General features: G+C 72.1%; 10 protein-coding genes. 9 read left to right on the top strand and 1 reads right to left on the bottom strand.

Annotation, left to right across the window (positions count from 1 at the left end):
* The first annotated feature begins 32 nt into the window (after positions 1-32).
* The 3 genes from EV382_RS13375 to EV382_RS33105 are packed head-to-tail and all read left to right on the top strand — an operon-like array spanning position 33 to position 1,322.
* Positions 33-644, top strand: coding sequence for a TetR/AcrR family transcriptional regulator (locus EV382_RS13375; protein WP_130401958.1), 612 nt, complete (start codon positions 33-35; stop codon positions 642-644).
* Positions 641-958, top strand: coding sequence for a DUF3159 domain-containing protein (locus EV382_RS33110; RefSeq protein ID WP_208758400.1), 318 nt, complete (start codon positions 641-643; stop codon positions 956-958). Before EV382_RS13375 ends, EV382_RS33110 begins: the two co-directional genes overlap by 4 nt.
* Positions 927-1,322 (top strand): DUF3159 domain-containing protein, encoded by a 396-nt coding sequence (locus EV382_RS33105; RefSeq protein WP_208758399.1) that lies wholly within the window; start codon positions 927-929, stop codon positions 1,320-1,322. Before EV382_RS33110 ends, EV382_RS33105 begins: the two co-directional genes overlap by 32 nt.
* Before the next feature lie 100 nt (positions 1,323-1,422).
* Here EV382_RS33105 and EV382_RS13365 read toward each other — a convergent pair whose 3' ends face one another.
* Positions 1,423-3,702, bottom strand: a complete 2,280-nt coding sequence (locus tag EV382_RS13365; protein WP_244236665.1) for a glycoside hydrolase family 44 protein — start codon at positions 3,700-3,702, stop codon at positions 1,423-1,425.
* A gap of 589 nt (positions 3,703-4,291) precedes the next feature.
* Here EV382_RS13365 and EV382_RS13360 point away from each other — a divergent pair.
* The 6 genes from EV382_RS13360 (at position 4,292) to EV382_RS13335 (ending at position 15,412) form a co-directional block, all read left to right on the top strand.
* Entirely contained in the window at positions 4,292-7,273 is a 2,982-nt protein-coding gene (locus EV382_RS13360) for an AAA family ATPase (RefSeq protein WP_130401954.1), read from the top strand.
* A gap of 151 nt (positions 7,274-7,424) precedes the next feature.
* The gene (locus tag EV382_RS13355) at positions 7,425-8,474 is read left to right on the top strand and encodes a hypothetical protein (protein WP_130401952.1); all 1,050 of its coding nucleotides are present in this window, start codon (positions 7,425-7,427) and stop codon (positions 8,472-8,474) included.
* A gap of 138 nt (positions 8,475-8,612) precedes the next feature.
* Positions 8,613-10,889: a TOMM precursor leader peptide-binding protein gene (locus tag EV382_RS13350; RefSeq protein ID WP_130401950.1), complete on the top strand. Its 2,277-nt coding sequence runs from the start codon at positions 8,613-8,615 to the stop codon at positions 10,887-10,889.
* Positions 10,890-10,962: 73 nt separating this feature from the next.
* Complete coding sequence (locus EV382_RS13345; protein WP_130401948.1) at positions 10,963-12,426, top strand: SagB/ThcOx family dehydrogenase; 1,464 nt, start codon at positions 10,963-10,965, stop codon at positions 12,424-12,426.
* The gene (locus tag EV382_RS13340) at positions 12,423-13,232 is read left to right on the top strand and encodes an HlyD family efflux transporter periplasmic adaptor subunit (protein WP_124773590.1); all 810 of its coding nucleotides are present in this window, start codon (positions 12,423-12,425) and stop codon (positions 13,230-13,232) included. The genes EV382_RS13345 and EV382_RS13340 overlap by 4 nt, the downstream gene beginning before the upstream one ends.
* A complete protein-coding gene (locus tag EV382_RS13335; protein WP_130401946.1) occupies positions 13,229-15,412 on the top strand; it encodes an NHLP family bacteriocin export ABC transporter peptidase/permease/ATPase subunit in 2,184 nt (727 codons plus the stop codon). Before EV382_RS13340 ends, EV382_RS13335 begins: the two co-directional genes overlap by 4 nt.
* Positions 15,413-15,417 lie beyond the last annotated feature (5 nt).

Raw genomic sequence — 15,417 nt, 5'->3', positions numbered from 1 at the left:
GTCCTCGAGCTGCCGACCCCAGGGTGCGGACGATGCTGGTCGAAGCAGCTGCACGGGTGTTGGCTGAGGAGGGTGCGGCCGCACTGACCAGTCGCCGGCTCGCCGCCGAGATTGGTTCCTCCACGATGGTCGTCTTCAGTCGGTTCCAGAGCATGGCGGAGATCCACTGGGCGGTCCGAGAGGAAGGCTTCGCCCGGCTCAACGCCCGGCTCGACGCGCTGGCAGCCTCGGACGACCCAGTCGCCGACCTCGTCGCGGCCGGCGCGGTGTTCTTCAACAGTGGCCTGGCAAACCCACACATGTACAAGGCGATGTTCATCGACCGCCCGCCCGAGGACGACAACCTCGGCGCCGAGACGTTCGAGCGGCTGGTCGCGCTCATCCAGCGGTGTGTGGCCGCCGGGCGCTTCCCTGCCGCGCGGGAGTCTCTGGTGCCGGTCTGGGCGGCCCAGTTGTGGAGCATGCGACACGGGCTGGTCACCATGACGGTGGCCGAGCTGCTGCCGAGCGAGCAGGCCCGGTTCGTCCTTGACGACATGACCTACCGGCTCCTGGTCGGCTACGGCGACGACCCGGGTCGAGCCAAGCAGTCGATTGAGCAGGGGACCCGCGCTACGGCCGATGCAGAGGAGATCATGTCATGACCGGAGAGCCTGTGCCGCCGGGCAGCGCGGAGAGCGATCCTCCCGCCGGGGCCGGGTCGCCGACCACGATGACGACGCTGTGGGAGCGCACCGGTGGCCTGACCGGGTTGATCCAGTCGTCCCTCCCACCCACGGTGCTGGTGATCTCCAACTCGCTGTGGGGCGTCTACCCCGCGATCGCCGCCGCCGTCGCCGCCGGCGTGCTCATCACGGCGCTACGCCTGGTGCGGCGACAACCCTTGCGTCCGGCGTCCGGCGTTCGGCGGCTTCGTCGGCGTGGCGGTGGCCGGCACCCTCGCCGCACGCAGCGGTGAGGCCCGCGACTTCTTCTTGGCCGACATCTGGTGGTATGGCGTGGCGGCCATCATCCTGACCCTCTCGATCCTGGTCCGCCGGCCGCTGGTCGGCGTGATCTGGAGCGCCATGAAGGGCGCCGGCCTGTGGTGGCGCCACGACGGTCCGTCGCGGCGGCGATACGACATCGCCACCGCCGTGCTCGCGGCCGTGTTCGCGGCCCGGTTCGTCGTGCTGCACGGGTTGTACGCGCAGAACGAGGTCGGTTGGCTGACGTTCTCGAAGATCGCGATGAACTATCCGCTGTGGGCGCTCGCGCTGGTCGTCATCGTGTGGGCCGTGCGTCGCGCGGATTATCGCCTCGACTACTGCCGGGACCACTGACGCCCGTGCTCTGCCCGAGAGCGAGGGGGGTCCGGGGTGCCGCGGCACCTCGGACCCCTGAAGCTGCTCCGCCGCTGGGACGGAGCAGGGGTCACTCAGGTCACCCGCAGCGTTGACCGTTGAGGGTGAAGGACGTTGGCGCCGGATTGGTGCCGCTCCACGTGCCGTTGAAGCCGATGCTGGTGGACGCGCCGGGAGTGAGTTTGCCGTTCCAGCTCATGCTGTCCGCGGTGACGCTCGTTCCGTTCTGTTTCCAGGTAGCCGACCAGCCCTGGGCGACCTTCTGGCCGGCGGTGGGGAAGTCGAAGGCGAGCTTCCAGCCGTCGATCGCGGTGGTGCCGGTGTTCTTGACCGTCACGGTCGCGGTGAAGCCCCCCGGCCAACTGTTCGCCGTGTAGCCGACCGTGCAGCCGACGGTCGGGGCGGTGGGCGCGGTCCGCACGGTCAGGCCGGGCGAGGCCGCCGAGACGTTGCCCGCCGCGTCGCGGGCGGTCACCACGAAGGTGTACGGAGTGTCCGGCGTCAACCCCGTCACGGTGTACGTGGTGCCGGTGGCGCTGCCCACCTTCACGGTGCCGGTGGCGTCGACGCGGTGCACGTCGTAGCCGGTGACGGCGGTGTCGTCGGTGGACGGCGTCCAGGTCAGCGCGACGCTGTCGCCGGTGATCGTGCCGGCGGTCGGCTTGCCCGGGGCGGTCGGCGCCTGGGTGTCACCGGGCGTGGTGTCGCGCGGCAGCACCAGGTGGGTGATCGAGTTGGCTGGGAAGGTGGTCGTGAGGCCGCTGGCGCTCACCGGAAGGTCTGCCTCCCGGACGACGCCGGTGAGGTCCGCACCGCTGTAACGGTAGACCTGAGCGGTGCTGGCGGAAGCGCCGGTGAGGGCGATCGGGCTGGTCAGGTCGTCGCCGGTCTTGTTCACGACGACCAGGGTGAGGGCCTTGTCGGCGCTCCGCTCAGCGGCGTACACGGCCAGTTTTCCCTGGTCGGCGCTGGTCGCCTGGACGGAGGTCTCGCCGAACGCGCCGCCCTGGCCGTCGTAGTTGCGGTAGATACGGAAGGCGTTCGCCACCGGCTGGTCGGCCGTCGGTGCGGTCCAGAGGGTGGCCAGGTCGAGCCCTTCGCGGCCGAAGATGCCGAGCACGTCAGCGTGGGCGAGCGCGCCGTTGAGCGACCCGAATCCGCCCCAGTTGTACTCGGTCATCGCGATCTTCGTGCCCGGGTAGTGCTGGTCGACCAGCTCGCGCATGCGCGGGATGAACCGGACCGGGCTGTTGATCCAGCTCTCGTCCACGTAGGTCGGGTCCCACAGTTGGCGGGTCGAGCGCAGTCGCAGTGCCTGGGTGGCGGCGTCGCCGGCCGCTTCGCCGAGCACGCCGGACTGCTGCGGGTAGAGGTGGACGTCGAAGTAGTCGAGGATGCGGGTGCCGTGCTGCTGCTCGTACTCGCGCATCCGGTCCAGGTACCACGGGCCGAGGTCCTGGCCGCCGTGCGCGGCCTTGTCCGGCGGGTTCGACCAGCATCCGGTGCGCGAGCAGGTGTCCTGGTCGAGGCCCGAGAAGATGATCGAGTTGAGGCCCCAGCCGACCGGACCGAGCGTCTTCGCGCCGGGGTCGGCGGCCTTGATCGCGGCGGCGTACTCGTAGGTGCGGTCGCGGAGCTCGTCATAGCCCAGCCCGGTGGGGCGGACGTCGCGGTGGGTGGCGTGCCACAGGTCCGGCTCGTTGTCCAGGTTGTAGAACTGGACCCCGCCGTCGGCGGCAGCACCGAACTGCCCCTTGAGGTGGTTGACGAAGTCCGTGGCGTACTCCGGACCGACGGCGACGCTGGTGTCCTCCGGATCGTTGCCGGTGACCGGTGACCCGTCCGGCTTCACGCCGTTGCCGCAGTCCGGTGCCCAGGTGTCGGTGGACTGCTGCGGGCCGTACTTGGCGACGCTGAAGCCACACGCCCGCGACCGGTCCTTGGCGATCCAGCCGAGCATTGGCATCGTCATGACCGTGGCGGCGCCGGTGGCCTTGTTCTGCTGCACGAACCGGTCGCTCTCCGAGCCCTCGGGGAGGTCGTCCGGGTTCGGGTTGTCGTTGGGGATGTTCTCGAAGAACCAGTCCGACGCGCGGTTGGTGGTGTCGGCACGGAAGTTGTAACGGGTGGTGGCGTTGCCGCCGTAGCGGTGCACGGGCAGCCGCAGGTCGCGGGCGAGGGCCTCGTCGGCGAAGTTCATGCCGTAGACGTACGGGCTGATCTGGTGGCGGGCGGCGGTGGTGTCGACGGCCAGCGCGGGGCCGGTCGCGGCCAGGGCGGGTTCCGGCAGGGCCAGACCACCGAGGGCCGTGGCGAGCACGACCGGGAGTAGAGCTGTGGTGGTGGGACGCACGAGCATTCCTTTCACATAGGAGCTCGCCGATGGGAGCGCTTCCACAGGGTTGCGCTTTCCTGGCTACGAGTCAACCGGAGCGCGACCCGACCCTCAGCAGGTGCCACGGCTGCCGGCTACCTGTTCCGTCGCCCCCGTTTCCGTCAACTGGATGCGCCGCTGACCTTTCTCGGGTCGCCTCTTATGTGCTCGTCGCATGCATGTTGCTGTTGGCATGTTGAAGATTGGCGGCGGGCGGCCAATTCGAGGTGCTACTCCAGTCATTTGTCACCGTGGGAACGACCGCCGACGGCTCGATGAGGTGGGATGAGCGTCAGAGTTGGAGGTTGAGGTACTGATATGGCCGCTTCGGGTGATTCACTACAGGCGGCCATGATCGTGGCGATATCAGATTAGGCGCGGCCTTCCGGTGAATGTCGAGTCCCTGGCCGTAGCCCGACAGGCCCGGCAGCGGCTCGAGGTTGTTGCTGCCTGCCTAGGCCGAGGGGGTGGCATCCGATTTATGGGCATCATTCCACGATTCTGGTTGCCGGTCCTTTTCTGCGAGTTGCGGTGCGATGCCGGAAAGAACCTGCATCTCGGCTCTAATCGTTGAATGAGGATTGGTCGCAACGTATGTTTCGACACTTGGCGACGCTCCGGTATAGTGCGACCAATTCCCCTTGAGTGTGGCGGAAGGCGTCTGGTCTGTGTGATGACACCTGGGCTGGAAAGAGCACCATCGAGCCCGCGCTTCGTCGGGCGACGAGAACAGTTGGCCCGTATCGGGAGAGCCCAGGCCACCGTGCTGAACCGTGGCTGGCAAATGGTGTGCGAGGTGGTCGGGGAGCCCGGCATCGGAAAGACCTGGTTTGTCCGCGAGGCCCTGGAGCGGTGCGCCCCCACCGTCCCCTGGGCCTTCGGGACCTGCTCGCCCGATGAGCGAGGAGTCCCCTTTCATGTCTTTCGACACGCCTTCACGCAGGGGCGGACACCCCGGCGTGTGGTGCGTGCCGGACGGCCCACTGAAAAGAGCTGGGCGGAGTCCGTCGCCGCGGCACCAGCGGCGCCGGCGCGGGTATCGGACGCCCGGCGGTTTCGGACCTACCAGTTGGCCCGCCGGCTGATCGGCGTGGCGGCCCGGGACGGTCTCGTGCTGGTCCTCGACGACCTGCACTGGGCGGATGCCTCCTCGACCGGCCTGATCGCCCACCTCCTGCGGTACCCGGTGCGCGCCCCGCTGCTGCTCGTGCTCGTCTACCGCCCGCGGCAGATGGCGACCCCGATGCCGTTCGGGCCACCGGATCCGCCCGATGGGCACACCAACACGCAACCGACGTCACACGACCGGGTCGAACTTCGCCCGCTCAGCCTCGCCGAGGTCGCGCTCCTGCACCCTCAGACCGACCAGGTGGAGCTGCGCGCCCGGTACGACCTGACCGGCGGCAACCCCGGTTACCTGGCGGTGCTGCCGAACGGACCTACCCCGAGTGGGTCGGACCCGACCGGTGAGGCACACGGCGCCCGGCTGTCCGACGCGGCGGTGGCCGTGCTGCGCCGCGAATGGGCGGACCGGCCCCCCGTCGAGCTGGCCTGCCTGCGGGCCGGGGCGATCGTCGACGCACCCTTCACCGCGGATCTGCTCGCCGAGGTCGCGCAGGTCCCGGTGTCACTGGCGGTCGAGGCCGGTTGGCGGTTGGCCCGGCTTGACCTGATCCGCCGCGTACCCGGCACCGGGCGGTTCGCCTTCCGGCATCCGGTACTGCGGATGGCGGTCGCTCAGGACACCGACCCGGCGTGGCAGGTGCAGGCGTGCGCGCGGGCGCTCACCGCGCTTGTCGACCTGGGCGCGCCACCTGCGGATCGGGCCCGCTACGCGGAGCGCCTGCTCGCCCTGCCGAACGGCGGCTGGGTCGACCGCTGCGTCAACGTGCTCTGCCGGGCCGCGCAGGAGGTCCGGTGTGAGACGCCGGACCTGGCCATCCGTTGGCTGCGGCTGGCGCTGCGTGCGCTGCGGCCCACAGCCGGGCTGGCGCAACGTCGCCAGGACGTGTCGCTCGCGCTGGCGCAGATCACCGGGGAGGCGGGGGATCTGGCCGAGAGCAGGGCCCTGCTGCAGGAGATCGTGCCGCTGTTCCCCGCCGACCCGCAGGGGCGGCGGGTGCAGGTGGTGGCTCTCTGGGCGCGCGTGGAACGTCTGCTCGGCAACTACGCGGAGGCGGCGGCCATCAGCCGACGGGAGTTGGCCGCCCTGCCAGCCGGTGCCGGCCCCGCCGACGGCTACCGACTCGCCACTGAGATCGGCGTCGCCGGCATCCTGGCCGGCCACCCCGTGACCGAACTGCCCGACGTCCTCAACGGAGATCGTGGCGGCTCCGACGCGGACCGGGCCAGCCTGCTGGCCGTCCGCGGTCTGGCCGCCGCGCTCGACGGCGTCCTCGACGACGCCCGGGGTCTGCTCGATGCCGGCGCCCGGATCGTCGACTCGCTGCCCGACCGGGACGTGCGGGACCACCCCGACTGCCTCACCGCACTCGGCCTGAGCGAGTTGTACCTCGAACGGCAGGCCGACGCCGTGCGACACCTCGACCGGGGGTTGACGCTCGTCCGCGCCGCGCACCGCGACGACGGACTGTGCCAGTTGCTGCTCGGTCGTAGTCAGGTGGCCTACCAGTGCGGGCAGCTGAACACCGCCATCGGATTGGCGACCGAGGCGGGCATCGTCGCTCGACGGATCGGCAGTCACCACCTGCTGAGCTTCGCCCTGGCGTTCGAGGCGGAGGCGACTGCGTGGCGTGGTGGCCTTCGGGACGACGAGCGGGCGGTGGCGCTGGCCCGCAGCGCCGTCGGAATCGCCACCGACCTCGCCACCTGGTGCGGTCGTACCGCCGCGACGGCGCTGGCGACCGGGGCGCTGCTGTCGGGTGATCCGGCGACCTGCACCGAGCTGGTGCTCTCCGCTGGCGGGGACAGCAGACTCAGTCGTCTCCAGGCGTCCCTGCGGCCCCGGTGGTACGAGCTGCTCTGCGCCGCCGCGCTCGCCGCCGGCGATGTGGCTGACGCCGAGCGGCAGGCGCGGCTGGCGATGGCCGAGGCGGATCAGGTTGGTCTGCCCGGGCAACGGGGCTTCGCCGAGTCGGCGTACGGCGAGGTGCTGCTCGCCTGCGGCGAGGTCGGGGCAGCGCTGCCGCACCTGGAGGCGGCGGCCGGCCTGTTCCGCGCCAGCGGGATGGTGCTGCGGCGCAGTCTTGCGCTGGCCTCCCTGGCCCGGGCGGCGGACGCCGCCGACCAGACCGCTGTGTCGGCGCGGGCCCGCCGCCGGGCGCTGGAACTGGCCGCCTGGTGCGGAACGGAACGGGTCGGCCTGCGACTGGCCCGTCCGGTCGGCCCGCGCGAGGTCGCCGCCCTCACCGACCGGGAGTGGCACATCGCGCGGCTGGCAGCGACCGGGGCCACCAGCCGACTGATCGGCCGGCAGCTGAACATCAGCCCTCGCACGGTGGAGGCGCACCTGACCCGCATCTACCGTAAAGCGGGCGTCGCCTCCCGATCGGGTCTGGTCGCCTGGGTCGCCCGGGTCGATGACACTGATCGGTGACGACGATTCAGGCCGGATGGCGTCGTTCGGTGCAACGCCGACAGGCCGCGCAGCACGAGCCCGCGCCGCCACCGTCCTGGCCGGACAGCCGCTCACATACTCGACTGCATCCGGCGCGATTCCCGTGGGCCGGTGGTGGATGGAGGACGAGATGCTGCGCAGAAGGTCCGTCAGGAGCCCGCGTACCCTCGCCGTGCCGGTGCCGGTGCCGGTGCCGGTGCCGGTGCCGGCGCTGCCGTTCGCCGCCGCCACGCTGGCGCTGCTCGTGCTGACTGGCTGCGGTGGCGAGCCGGTGGACGCGGCGACCCCGGCGCCCCACGGTTCGGCCGCGTTCGGTCGGGACCGGGCCGCGCTGGTGCTCACCGCCTTCGACCAGGCCGACTCGGCCGCCTCGGTGGCCGGTGACGTCGAGGCGCTGCGGGCCCAGGAGGTTTCGCCCTCGCTGGACCTCAGCATCGCCGCAATCCGTCGGGCCGAGTACAACCAGCGTCCACAGCCGTCCTTCCAGCACATCAACCCGGTCTTCGCGGTGCCGCCTGGTGAACCGTCCTGTTTCCTCGCCACCGCCACTCTCCGGCTGACCGGATCGGAGCTGGCACCCACCGACGTCAGCCAGTTCGTGCGCGGCGCCGACGGCCAGTGGAAGCTCAGCCACAACGTCCAGGTGACCCAACCTTCGCTGGTGGTGGCCAGGAGCATCGACGGGCAGGCGGCCACCGCCGGCGGCACCGCCCTGGACGAGACCAGCCGCCGTGCCCTTGCCGCCGAGGTGTTCGCCCGCAGCATCGGGTCCACGACGGGCAACCGGTCCCTCGTCACGTCGAGCCCGCTGCTCGACGGCCAGTTCGCCGGCGGTTGGGAGGTCTATGGGCAGCAGCTCTCCGGTGTCGGCGCGGCCGTGCAGCGGACGATGGACAAGGCGGAATGGTCCGACTGCGCGGTCGCGGTGCCCACCGGCACGCTCACCTTTCTGACGATCCACGCCACCGACACCCTGCGCCCGGCGCCGGGCGGCCCCGCCACCGTCCGACTGGAGCCACAGAGCCCGGACCTGATCGCCACCGGTCACCGCACGGCGGCCACCGGAAAGTCGATCCGGGTCACCCGGGTGGAGACCTTCGTGCTGCTCGTGCCGGCGCAGACCGTCGGCGCATCGGTGCTGGGGCTCAACGACACCGCCCTGACCGTCACCGTCGACTGACCCCTGCCGCGCAGCTTCCACGGCGACGGCAGAAACCCATGGCATCCCTCGGATCGGGGCGCACCGGACCGCGACGATGGCAGCAGCCGTGATCAGGGCGGGACCCGTCGGTCCGGCCACCAGGCTCGGGAGGAACCCATGTGGCGTCCGCGCTTCCGAACGGACTACGTGCCGGTGCGGCTGCCTGACGGCCCGCTGGTGGTGTTGGGGGAGACCCGCAGCCTCCTCATCGACGACCCGGTCGCCGCGGACCTGGCCGACCAGCTCGACGGGGACGCGTCGCTGGCCGACGTGGTAGCTCGGCTGGCCACCCGACACCCGGTCGCCGCCGTCGCCGCGGCCCTCGCCCGGCTGCGCGACCACGGTCTTCTGGTGTCCGGCCCGGCGCACACCTCGGCAGCCGAAGCCGCAGGCTGGGACGCCCGGGGTGTCCCGCCCGACGCCGGCCGCCGGTGGATGGCCGGGGGGCCGGTCACCATCGTGGACCTCGGCGCGCCCCGGGTGGTCGAGACCGCCGACGCGCTGCGCGCCCTCGGGCTCACCCCGACAGTGGTCGGGCCGGACGCACCGGACCCCGGCCCGGCCACCGCCCAGGTGCTGGTGCTGCCGTCGTCGATGCTCGACCCTCGGCTGGCGCTGATCAACGACCGGCAGCTCGCCGCCGGTCGCGCGTGGACCCTGGCCCGGCCACACGGCAACGTCGTCTTCCTCGGCCCCCACCTCGTGCCGGGCCGCACCGGCTGCTGGGCCTGCCTGCGGCAACGTTGGCAGGAGAACGAACAGGTGAACGCCTTCCTCGACGGGCAGGACCTGGCCGCTCCGCTGCCCCAGCCCGGCCGCGCGGTCCTGCCCGGACTCGCCACCATGGTCGCCGGGCTGCTCGCCGCCGAGCTCGCCGTGCTCGCCGTCCGCGGCGCGTCGCCCCGACTCACCGGGCGGCTGGTCGCCCTGGACACCCGGGACCTGAGCACCGAGAGCCACCAACTGGTACGCCAGCCGCAGTGCCCCGCCTGCGGCGACCCGGACCTCGTCCGCAAGGCCGAGCCACGGATCGACCTGCCACCGAGCGGCACCCAACCCAGTCGGGCCGGGGACGCCCGCACCAGGGAACCCGCCGAGGCGTACGCCGCGCTCGCCCACCACGTCAGCCGGTACCTGGGTGTGGTGAGCAGGCTGACCTCCCTGGAGGCGACCGACAACGGGGTCACCCACACCTACTCGGCCGGGCACAACTTCGCCCAGCCCCGCCAGCTCGCCGCATTGCGCCGCAATCTGCGCGGGCAGAGCGGCGGCAAGGGCCGGACCGACCTGCAGGCCCGGATGAGCGCGGTCGGGGAGGCGGTGGAGCGCTACTGCGGGGTGTGGCGTGGCGACCGCCCGGTGCACCGGGCGTCCTACCAGCAGTTGGGCCCGGAGCGCGCGGTGCACCTGCGTGAGCTGCTGCTGTTCTCGGAACGCCAGTACGCCGACCGGGACCGGCTCAACCGCGACCTGGGCCACCTGCACCGCATTCCCCACCCACTGCCCGACGAGGTGGAGCTGGACTGGACCACGGGTTGGTCGCTGACCCGGGAGACACCGCGCGAGCTGCCCGCCGCGCACTGCTGGTATGGGCATCCGGAGCTGACCGGGCTGGCAGTGTCCTCGGCCGACTCGAACGGCTGCGCGGCCGGCAACACCCTGTCCGAGGCGATCCTGCAAGGCTTCTGCGAACTCGTGGAGCGCGACAGCGTGGCCCTGTGGTGGTACCACCGATCCCGGATACCTGGCGTGGAGCTCGCCTCGTTCGCCGACCCGTGGATGGCCGCCTGCGTCGACCACCACGCCACCGCGCTGCGCCGCGAACTGTGGGCCCTCGACCTGACCGCCGACCTGGGCGTACCCACGTTCGCCGCGGTGTCCCGTCGGGTCGACGGCGGGCCGGAGGACGTCCTGGTCGGCTTCGGCGCGCACCTGGACGCGCGGGTCGCGCTGACCCGGGCGCTCACCGAGGTGAATCAGTTCCTGCCCGCCGTCGCCGGGCCCGCCTCCACCCGCAACCGGTACGGCGTCGACGACCCGGACACCGCGCGCTGGTTCGGCACCGTGCGGGTGGCCGACCAGCAGTGGCTGGCCCCGGATCCCAGCCGGCCGCCACGTACCGTGGCGGACCACCCGGCACTGACCACCGGCGACGTCGGGGATGACGTGCGTCGATGCGTACGTCGGGCGGAGCGTGCTGGCCTGGAGGTGATCGTCGTCGACCAGTCCCGTCCGGATGTCGACCTGGCGGTGGTGAAAGTCGTCGTGCCGGGACTGCGGCACTTCTGGCGCCGGCTCGGTCCCGGCCGGCTGTGGGACGTGCCGGCTCACCTCGGCCGCAGCCCGTTGGCCGTCGACGAGACGTCGGCCAACCCGCTGAACGTCTTCTTCTAGCCGGCGATCCCGGAACCGTGGGAAGGATGTGGGGGATGACCACCGTGGTGGACCCGGCCGGTCGGCGACCGTCGTGAGCGGCTCCGTCGGCGGTCCGCCGATTCAGGAGTCGTACCGGCTGCGCCGTGACGCGGAGCTGCGGCTCGGTGAGGACGGCGCGCTGACGCTGCGGCAGACCCGCTTCCAGCTCACCCTGGAGCAGCCGGGCATGGGCCGGCGGGCGCTGCTGCTGCGGCTCGCCGCCGACTGGGTCAACGACGTCGAGGTCGGTCGGCTGATCAGCGGCCTGGAGGGGGAGAACCGGGTGTTGCCCGCGCAGTTGCTGCTGCGCCGGCTGCTCGCCCACTCCTGGCTGGAGCGCCGCGTCCAGGTCGACGATCGGCCACTGCTCGACCTGGTGCCCACCGGCCTGGGCCGGGGCAGTCTGCCGGAGACTCGCCTGCACACCCCCGGGGTCCGCTACCGGCTCTCCCGCTTCGCCACCCTTCAGCACGAACGGGGCATGCTGGTGGCCGCGTCGCCGCTGAGCACCCTCGTCGTCGGGTGCGCCGACGCCGCCCTCGGTGCGGTGCTGGCCGCCGCCGTGCCGGGCGTCGGACCCGACGCGGTGGCCCGCACCCTCGGCGTGCCGCTGGACGTCGCCGGACGGGTGCTCGACGAGCTGGCCACCGCCCGGGTCCTGGTCACCGACGCCGAGTTCGAGGCGGAGTGCGACGAGGCGCCGCTGGCCTACTGGTCGCCGGAGGAGTTGCGGCTGCACCACCGCTCCCGCGCCGGCCGGCACGCGCTGCCGGTGGGCGGCACCTACCGGATGCGGGAGCGCTTCGCCCCCCAACCGCTGCGCCGCCCGTACGACGGGAGCCGGGCGGTCGAACTGCCACTGCCGGACCTGGCGCCGATCGCCAAGGCGGACCCCTCGTTCAGCCAGGTCGTCGCGGACCGGCGCAGCGTGCGCGACCACGACGACGCGGCGCCGCTGCCCCTGGACCGGCTGGCGGAATTCCTCTACCGGTCGCAGCACACCACCGCCGTCGGCGAGGCCGGCGGGCAGGAGGTCGGCCACCGGCCCTACCCGGGCGGCGGCGGCGTCTACGAGCTGGAGATTTATCCACTGGTCGCGCGCTGCGCCGGGCTCGATCCGGGGCTCTACCACTACGACCCGGTCGGGCACCGGCTGGAGCCGGTCGCCGCCTGGGGAGCGGCCGCCGACCGGCTGCTGGCGTACGCCCGGGCGTCCGGCGCGCTACCTCGGCCGCCGCAGACGGTCCTGGTGGTCACCGCCCGGGTCCAGCGGCTCATGTGGAAGTACGAAGGGATGAGCTACGCCATGATTCTCAAGGACGCGGGTGTGCTGACCCAGCAGATGTACCTTGTGGCCACCGCCATGGGGTTGGCACCGTGTGCACTCGGAGCCGGGGACTCCCAGGCCTTCGCCGAGCTGTCCGGGCTCGACCCGCTGGTCGAGCCGAGCGTGGCCGACTTCCTGCTCGGCTCGTGCCGAGCCACCGGCCCGGACGCGGCGCGGAGCCGGCCATGAAGTTCCGACGGCAGGCGCTGCGCCAGTTGGAGGCGCCCGAGCAACTGGACCGGGCGGTCCGGCTGACCACCGTGCCGAACTGGCTGGCCACCACCGCGCTGGTCATCGTCGTGGTCGCCGCGGGGGTCTGGTCGGTGCGTACGGTGGTGCCCCGGACCGTCGAGGCGGCCGGGGTGCTGATCCACTCGAACGGGATCTCCGCGCTCGACGCGCTCGACGCCGGTCAGGTCACCAAGGTGTGGGCGTCACCGCACCAGCGGGTGCCGAAGGGCATGCCCCTCTACAGCCTGCGCACCACGGACGGCAAGGTGCGGGTGGAGACCGCGCCGGGTGACGCGTACGTCGTCGCCTGGCTGGTCTCGGAAGGTGAGATCGTCACCCCGGGGACACACCTGGCCGACCTGGAACGGCTCGACACCGCAGGCGACGCGTTGCAGGCCGTCGTCTACGCGCCCGCCGTCGCCGCCCCACTGCTGCAACCCGGCGTGTCCGTCGAGGTGGCCGCCGCCGCCGCGCCGCGCAACGTGTTCGGCACCCTGGCCGGCCAGGTCACCACGGTCGGCGCCTTCCCGGAGACCGAGGCCTCGCTGCGCGCCTTCCTGGGCACCGGGCCGGACGTCCGGCGGCTGCTCGCCCGGGGCAGCGTGGTGCGGGTGACGGTGGCCCTGGAGCCCGACCCGGCCGCCCCGGGCGGTCTGCGCTGGACCAAGTCCCCGCCGCCGTTCCAGCTCAACTCGGCCAGCGAGGTCACCGCGTGGTTCACAGTGGACCGGGAACACCCGATCGACTGGTTGCTGCGGCGATGAGCGCGCCGACGACCGCCGCCAGCGCAGCGCCGGAGCTGCCCAGGATCCGGCGTCGACGGGTCCGTACCCCCACCCTGATCCAGATGGAGGCGGTGGAGTGCGGTGCCGCCGCGTTGGGCATCCTGCTCGCGCACCACGGTCGGCACGTGCCCCTGGAGGAGCTGCGCCGGGTGTGCGGCGTCAGCCGGGACGGCTCCACCGCGGCCACCGTGCTCAAGGGTGCCCGCCGGTACGGGATGGTGGCCAAGGGTTTCCAGATGGACCTGGCCGGCCTGGCCACCGTGGCGCTGCCGGCGGTGCTGTTCTGGCGGTTCGAGCACTTCGTGGTGCTGGAAGGGCTCGGCCGTAAGGTCTTCATCAACGATCCGGCCACCGGTCCCCGCGCGGTGAGCTGGGAGGAGTTCGACGGCGCCTTCACCGGCATCGTGCTCACCATGGAGCCCGGCCCCGAGTTCCGACCCGGCGGCACCCGCTACCGGCTGGTGCGGGCGCTGGCCGAGCGGTGGCGCGGCCCGGGTTCGGCGATCGCGCAGATGTTGCTGCTCGGCCTGCTGATCGCCGTGGTCGGTCTGACCATCCCGGTGATGGCCAAGGTCTTCGTCGACCGGGTGCTGCTGCAGGAGGATCGGGCCGCGTTCGCCGGCCTGGTGGCGGCGGTGGCGGTGGCCACCGTGCTGACCTTCCTGGCCAGCCTGCTTCAGCAACGCCTGACCGTACGCGCGGAGACGGCGCTCGCCCTCTCCAGCGCCGCCCGGTTCTTCCGACATCTGCTGCGGCTGCCGCCGACCTTCTTCGACCAGCGGCAGGCCGCCGACCTCAGCCAGCGGGTCCGGGGCAACGAGGTGGTCGCCGAGGTGCTCACCCGCCGGACGGCCACCACTGTGGTGGACACCGGCCTGGTGCTGGCGTACGGGGCTCTGCTCTGCCAGTACGACCTGCTGCTCGGGCTGTGCGCGGTGGTCCTCGCCGGGCTGAACGTCAGCGTGCTGCGCTATGTCGCGTCGACCCGGTCCACCGCTGTCGCCGGCCTTCAGGCAGATCGCAGCAAGTTGGTGACGACCGTCTACACCACGGTTCAGATGATCGAGACGGTGAAGGCCGGCGGGGAGGAGGAGCGCGCGGTGGCCCGGTTCGCCGCGCGCCATGCCACCGTCGCCACCCGGCAGCAGCGGCTGGGGGTGCCCACCGCGGTGCTGTCGGTCCTGCCGGCGCTGCTCGCCTCGGCGACCACAGCGGTGCTGCTGGGGCTGGGCAGCCGACAGGTCGTGGCAGAGGCGATGAGCGTCGGCGTGCTGGTCGGCATGCAGAGCCTGGCGGCCGCCATGAACCGTCCGTTGGGCAATCTGACCGCGCTGGGTTCGCGGTTGCAGGACATGAGCGCCGACCTCAACCGGCTGCGCGACGTGGAGCGGTACCCACTGCCCTCGGCCCAGGACCGATCCGCCCGCCCGGTGGCACCGATGGAGGGGCATCTGCGCATCGAGGAGGTCACCTTCGGTTACAACCCGTTGGGCCGTCCGCTGCTGGAGAACTTCAGCCTGGACCTGCCGCCGGGTGCCCGGGTGGCGCTCGTCGGGCGGTCGGGCAGTGGCAAGTCGACGGTTGGTCGGCTGGTCGCCGGGCTCTACCGTCCCTGGACCGGACGGGTCACCGTGGACGGCCTTGAGCGGGTCGCGGCCGACGACGGCCTCTGGGCGGCCACCGTCGCGATGGTGGACCAGGACCAACGGCTGTTCGAGGGGACGGTGCGGGACAACGTCACCATGTGGGACCTCACGGTCGCCGATGAGGACGTCGTCGCCGCGCTGACCGACGCGTGCCTCTACGACGAGGTCGCGGCCCGCCCAGGTGGCCTCGGCAGCCCGGTGCGGGAGAACGCCCGCAACTTCTCCGGAGGGCAGCGGCAACGGCTGGAGATCGCCCGAGCGCTCGTGCGCAACCCCCGGGTGCTGGTGCTGGACGAGGCCACCAGCGCGCTGGACGCCGAGACCGAACGCCGGATCGACAGGCACCTGCGCCGGCGGGGCGCGACCTGCCTGATCGTGGCCCACCGCCTGTCCACGGTCCGCGACTGCGACCTGATCGTCGTGCTGGACGGCGGTCGGGAGGTGGAGCGTGGCACCCACGAGCACTTGGTCGCTCAGGACGGGGCGTACGCGCGCCTGGTCCGGGACCACTGACCACG

Origin of the sequence: Micromonospora violae (genome assembly GCF_004217135.1) — a bacterium.
Classification (GTDB): Bacteria; Actinomycetota; Actinomycetes; order Mycobacteriales; family Micromonosporaceae; genus Micromonospora; species Micromonospora violae.
The sequence above is the reverse complement of the archived record's forward strand: the minus strand, read 5'-3'. Positions and strand labels throughout refer to the sequence as shown.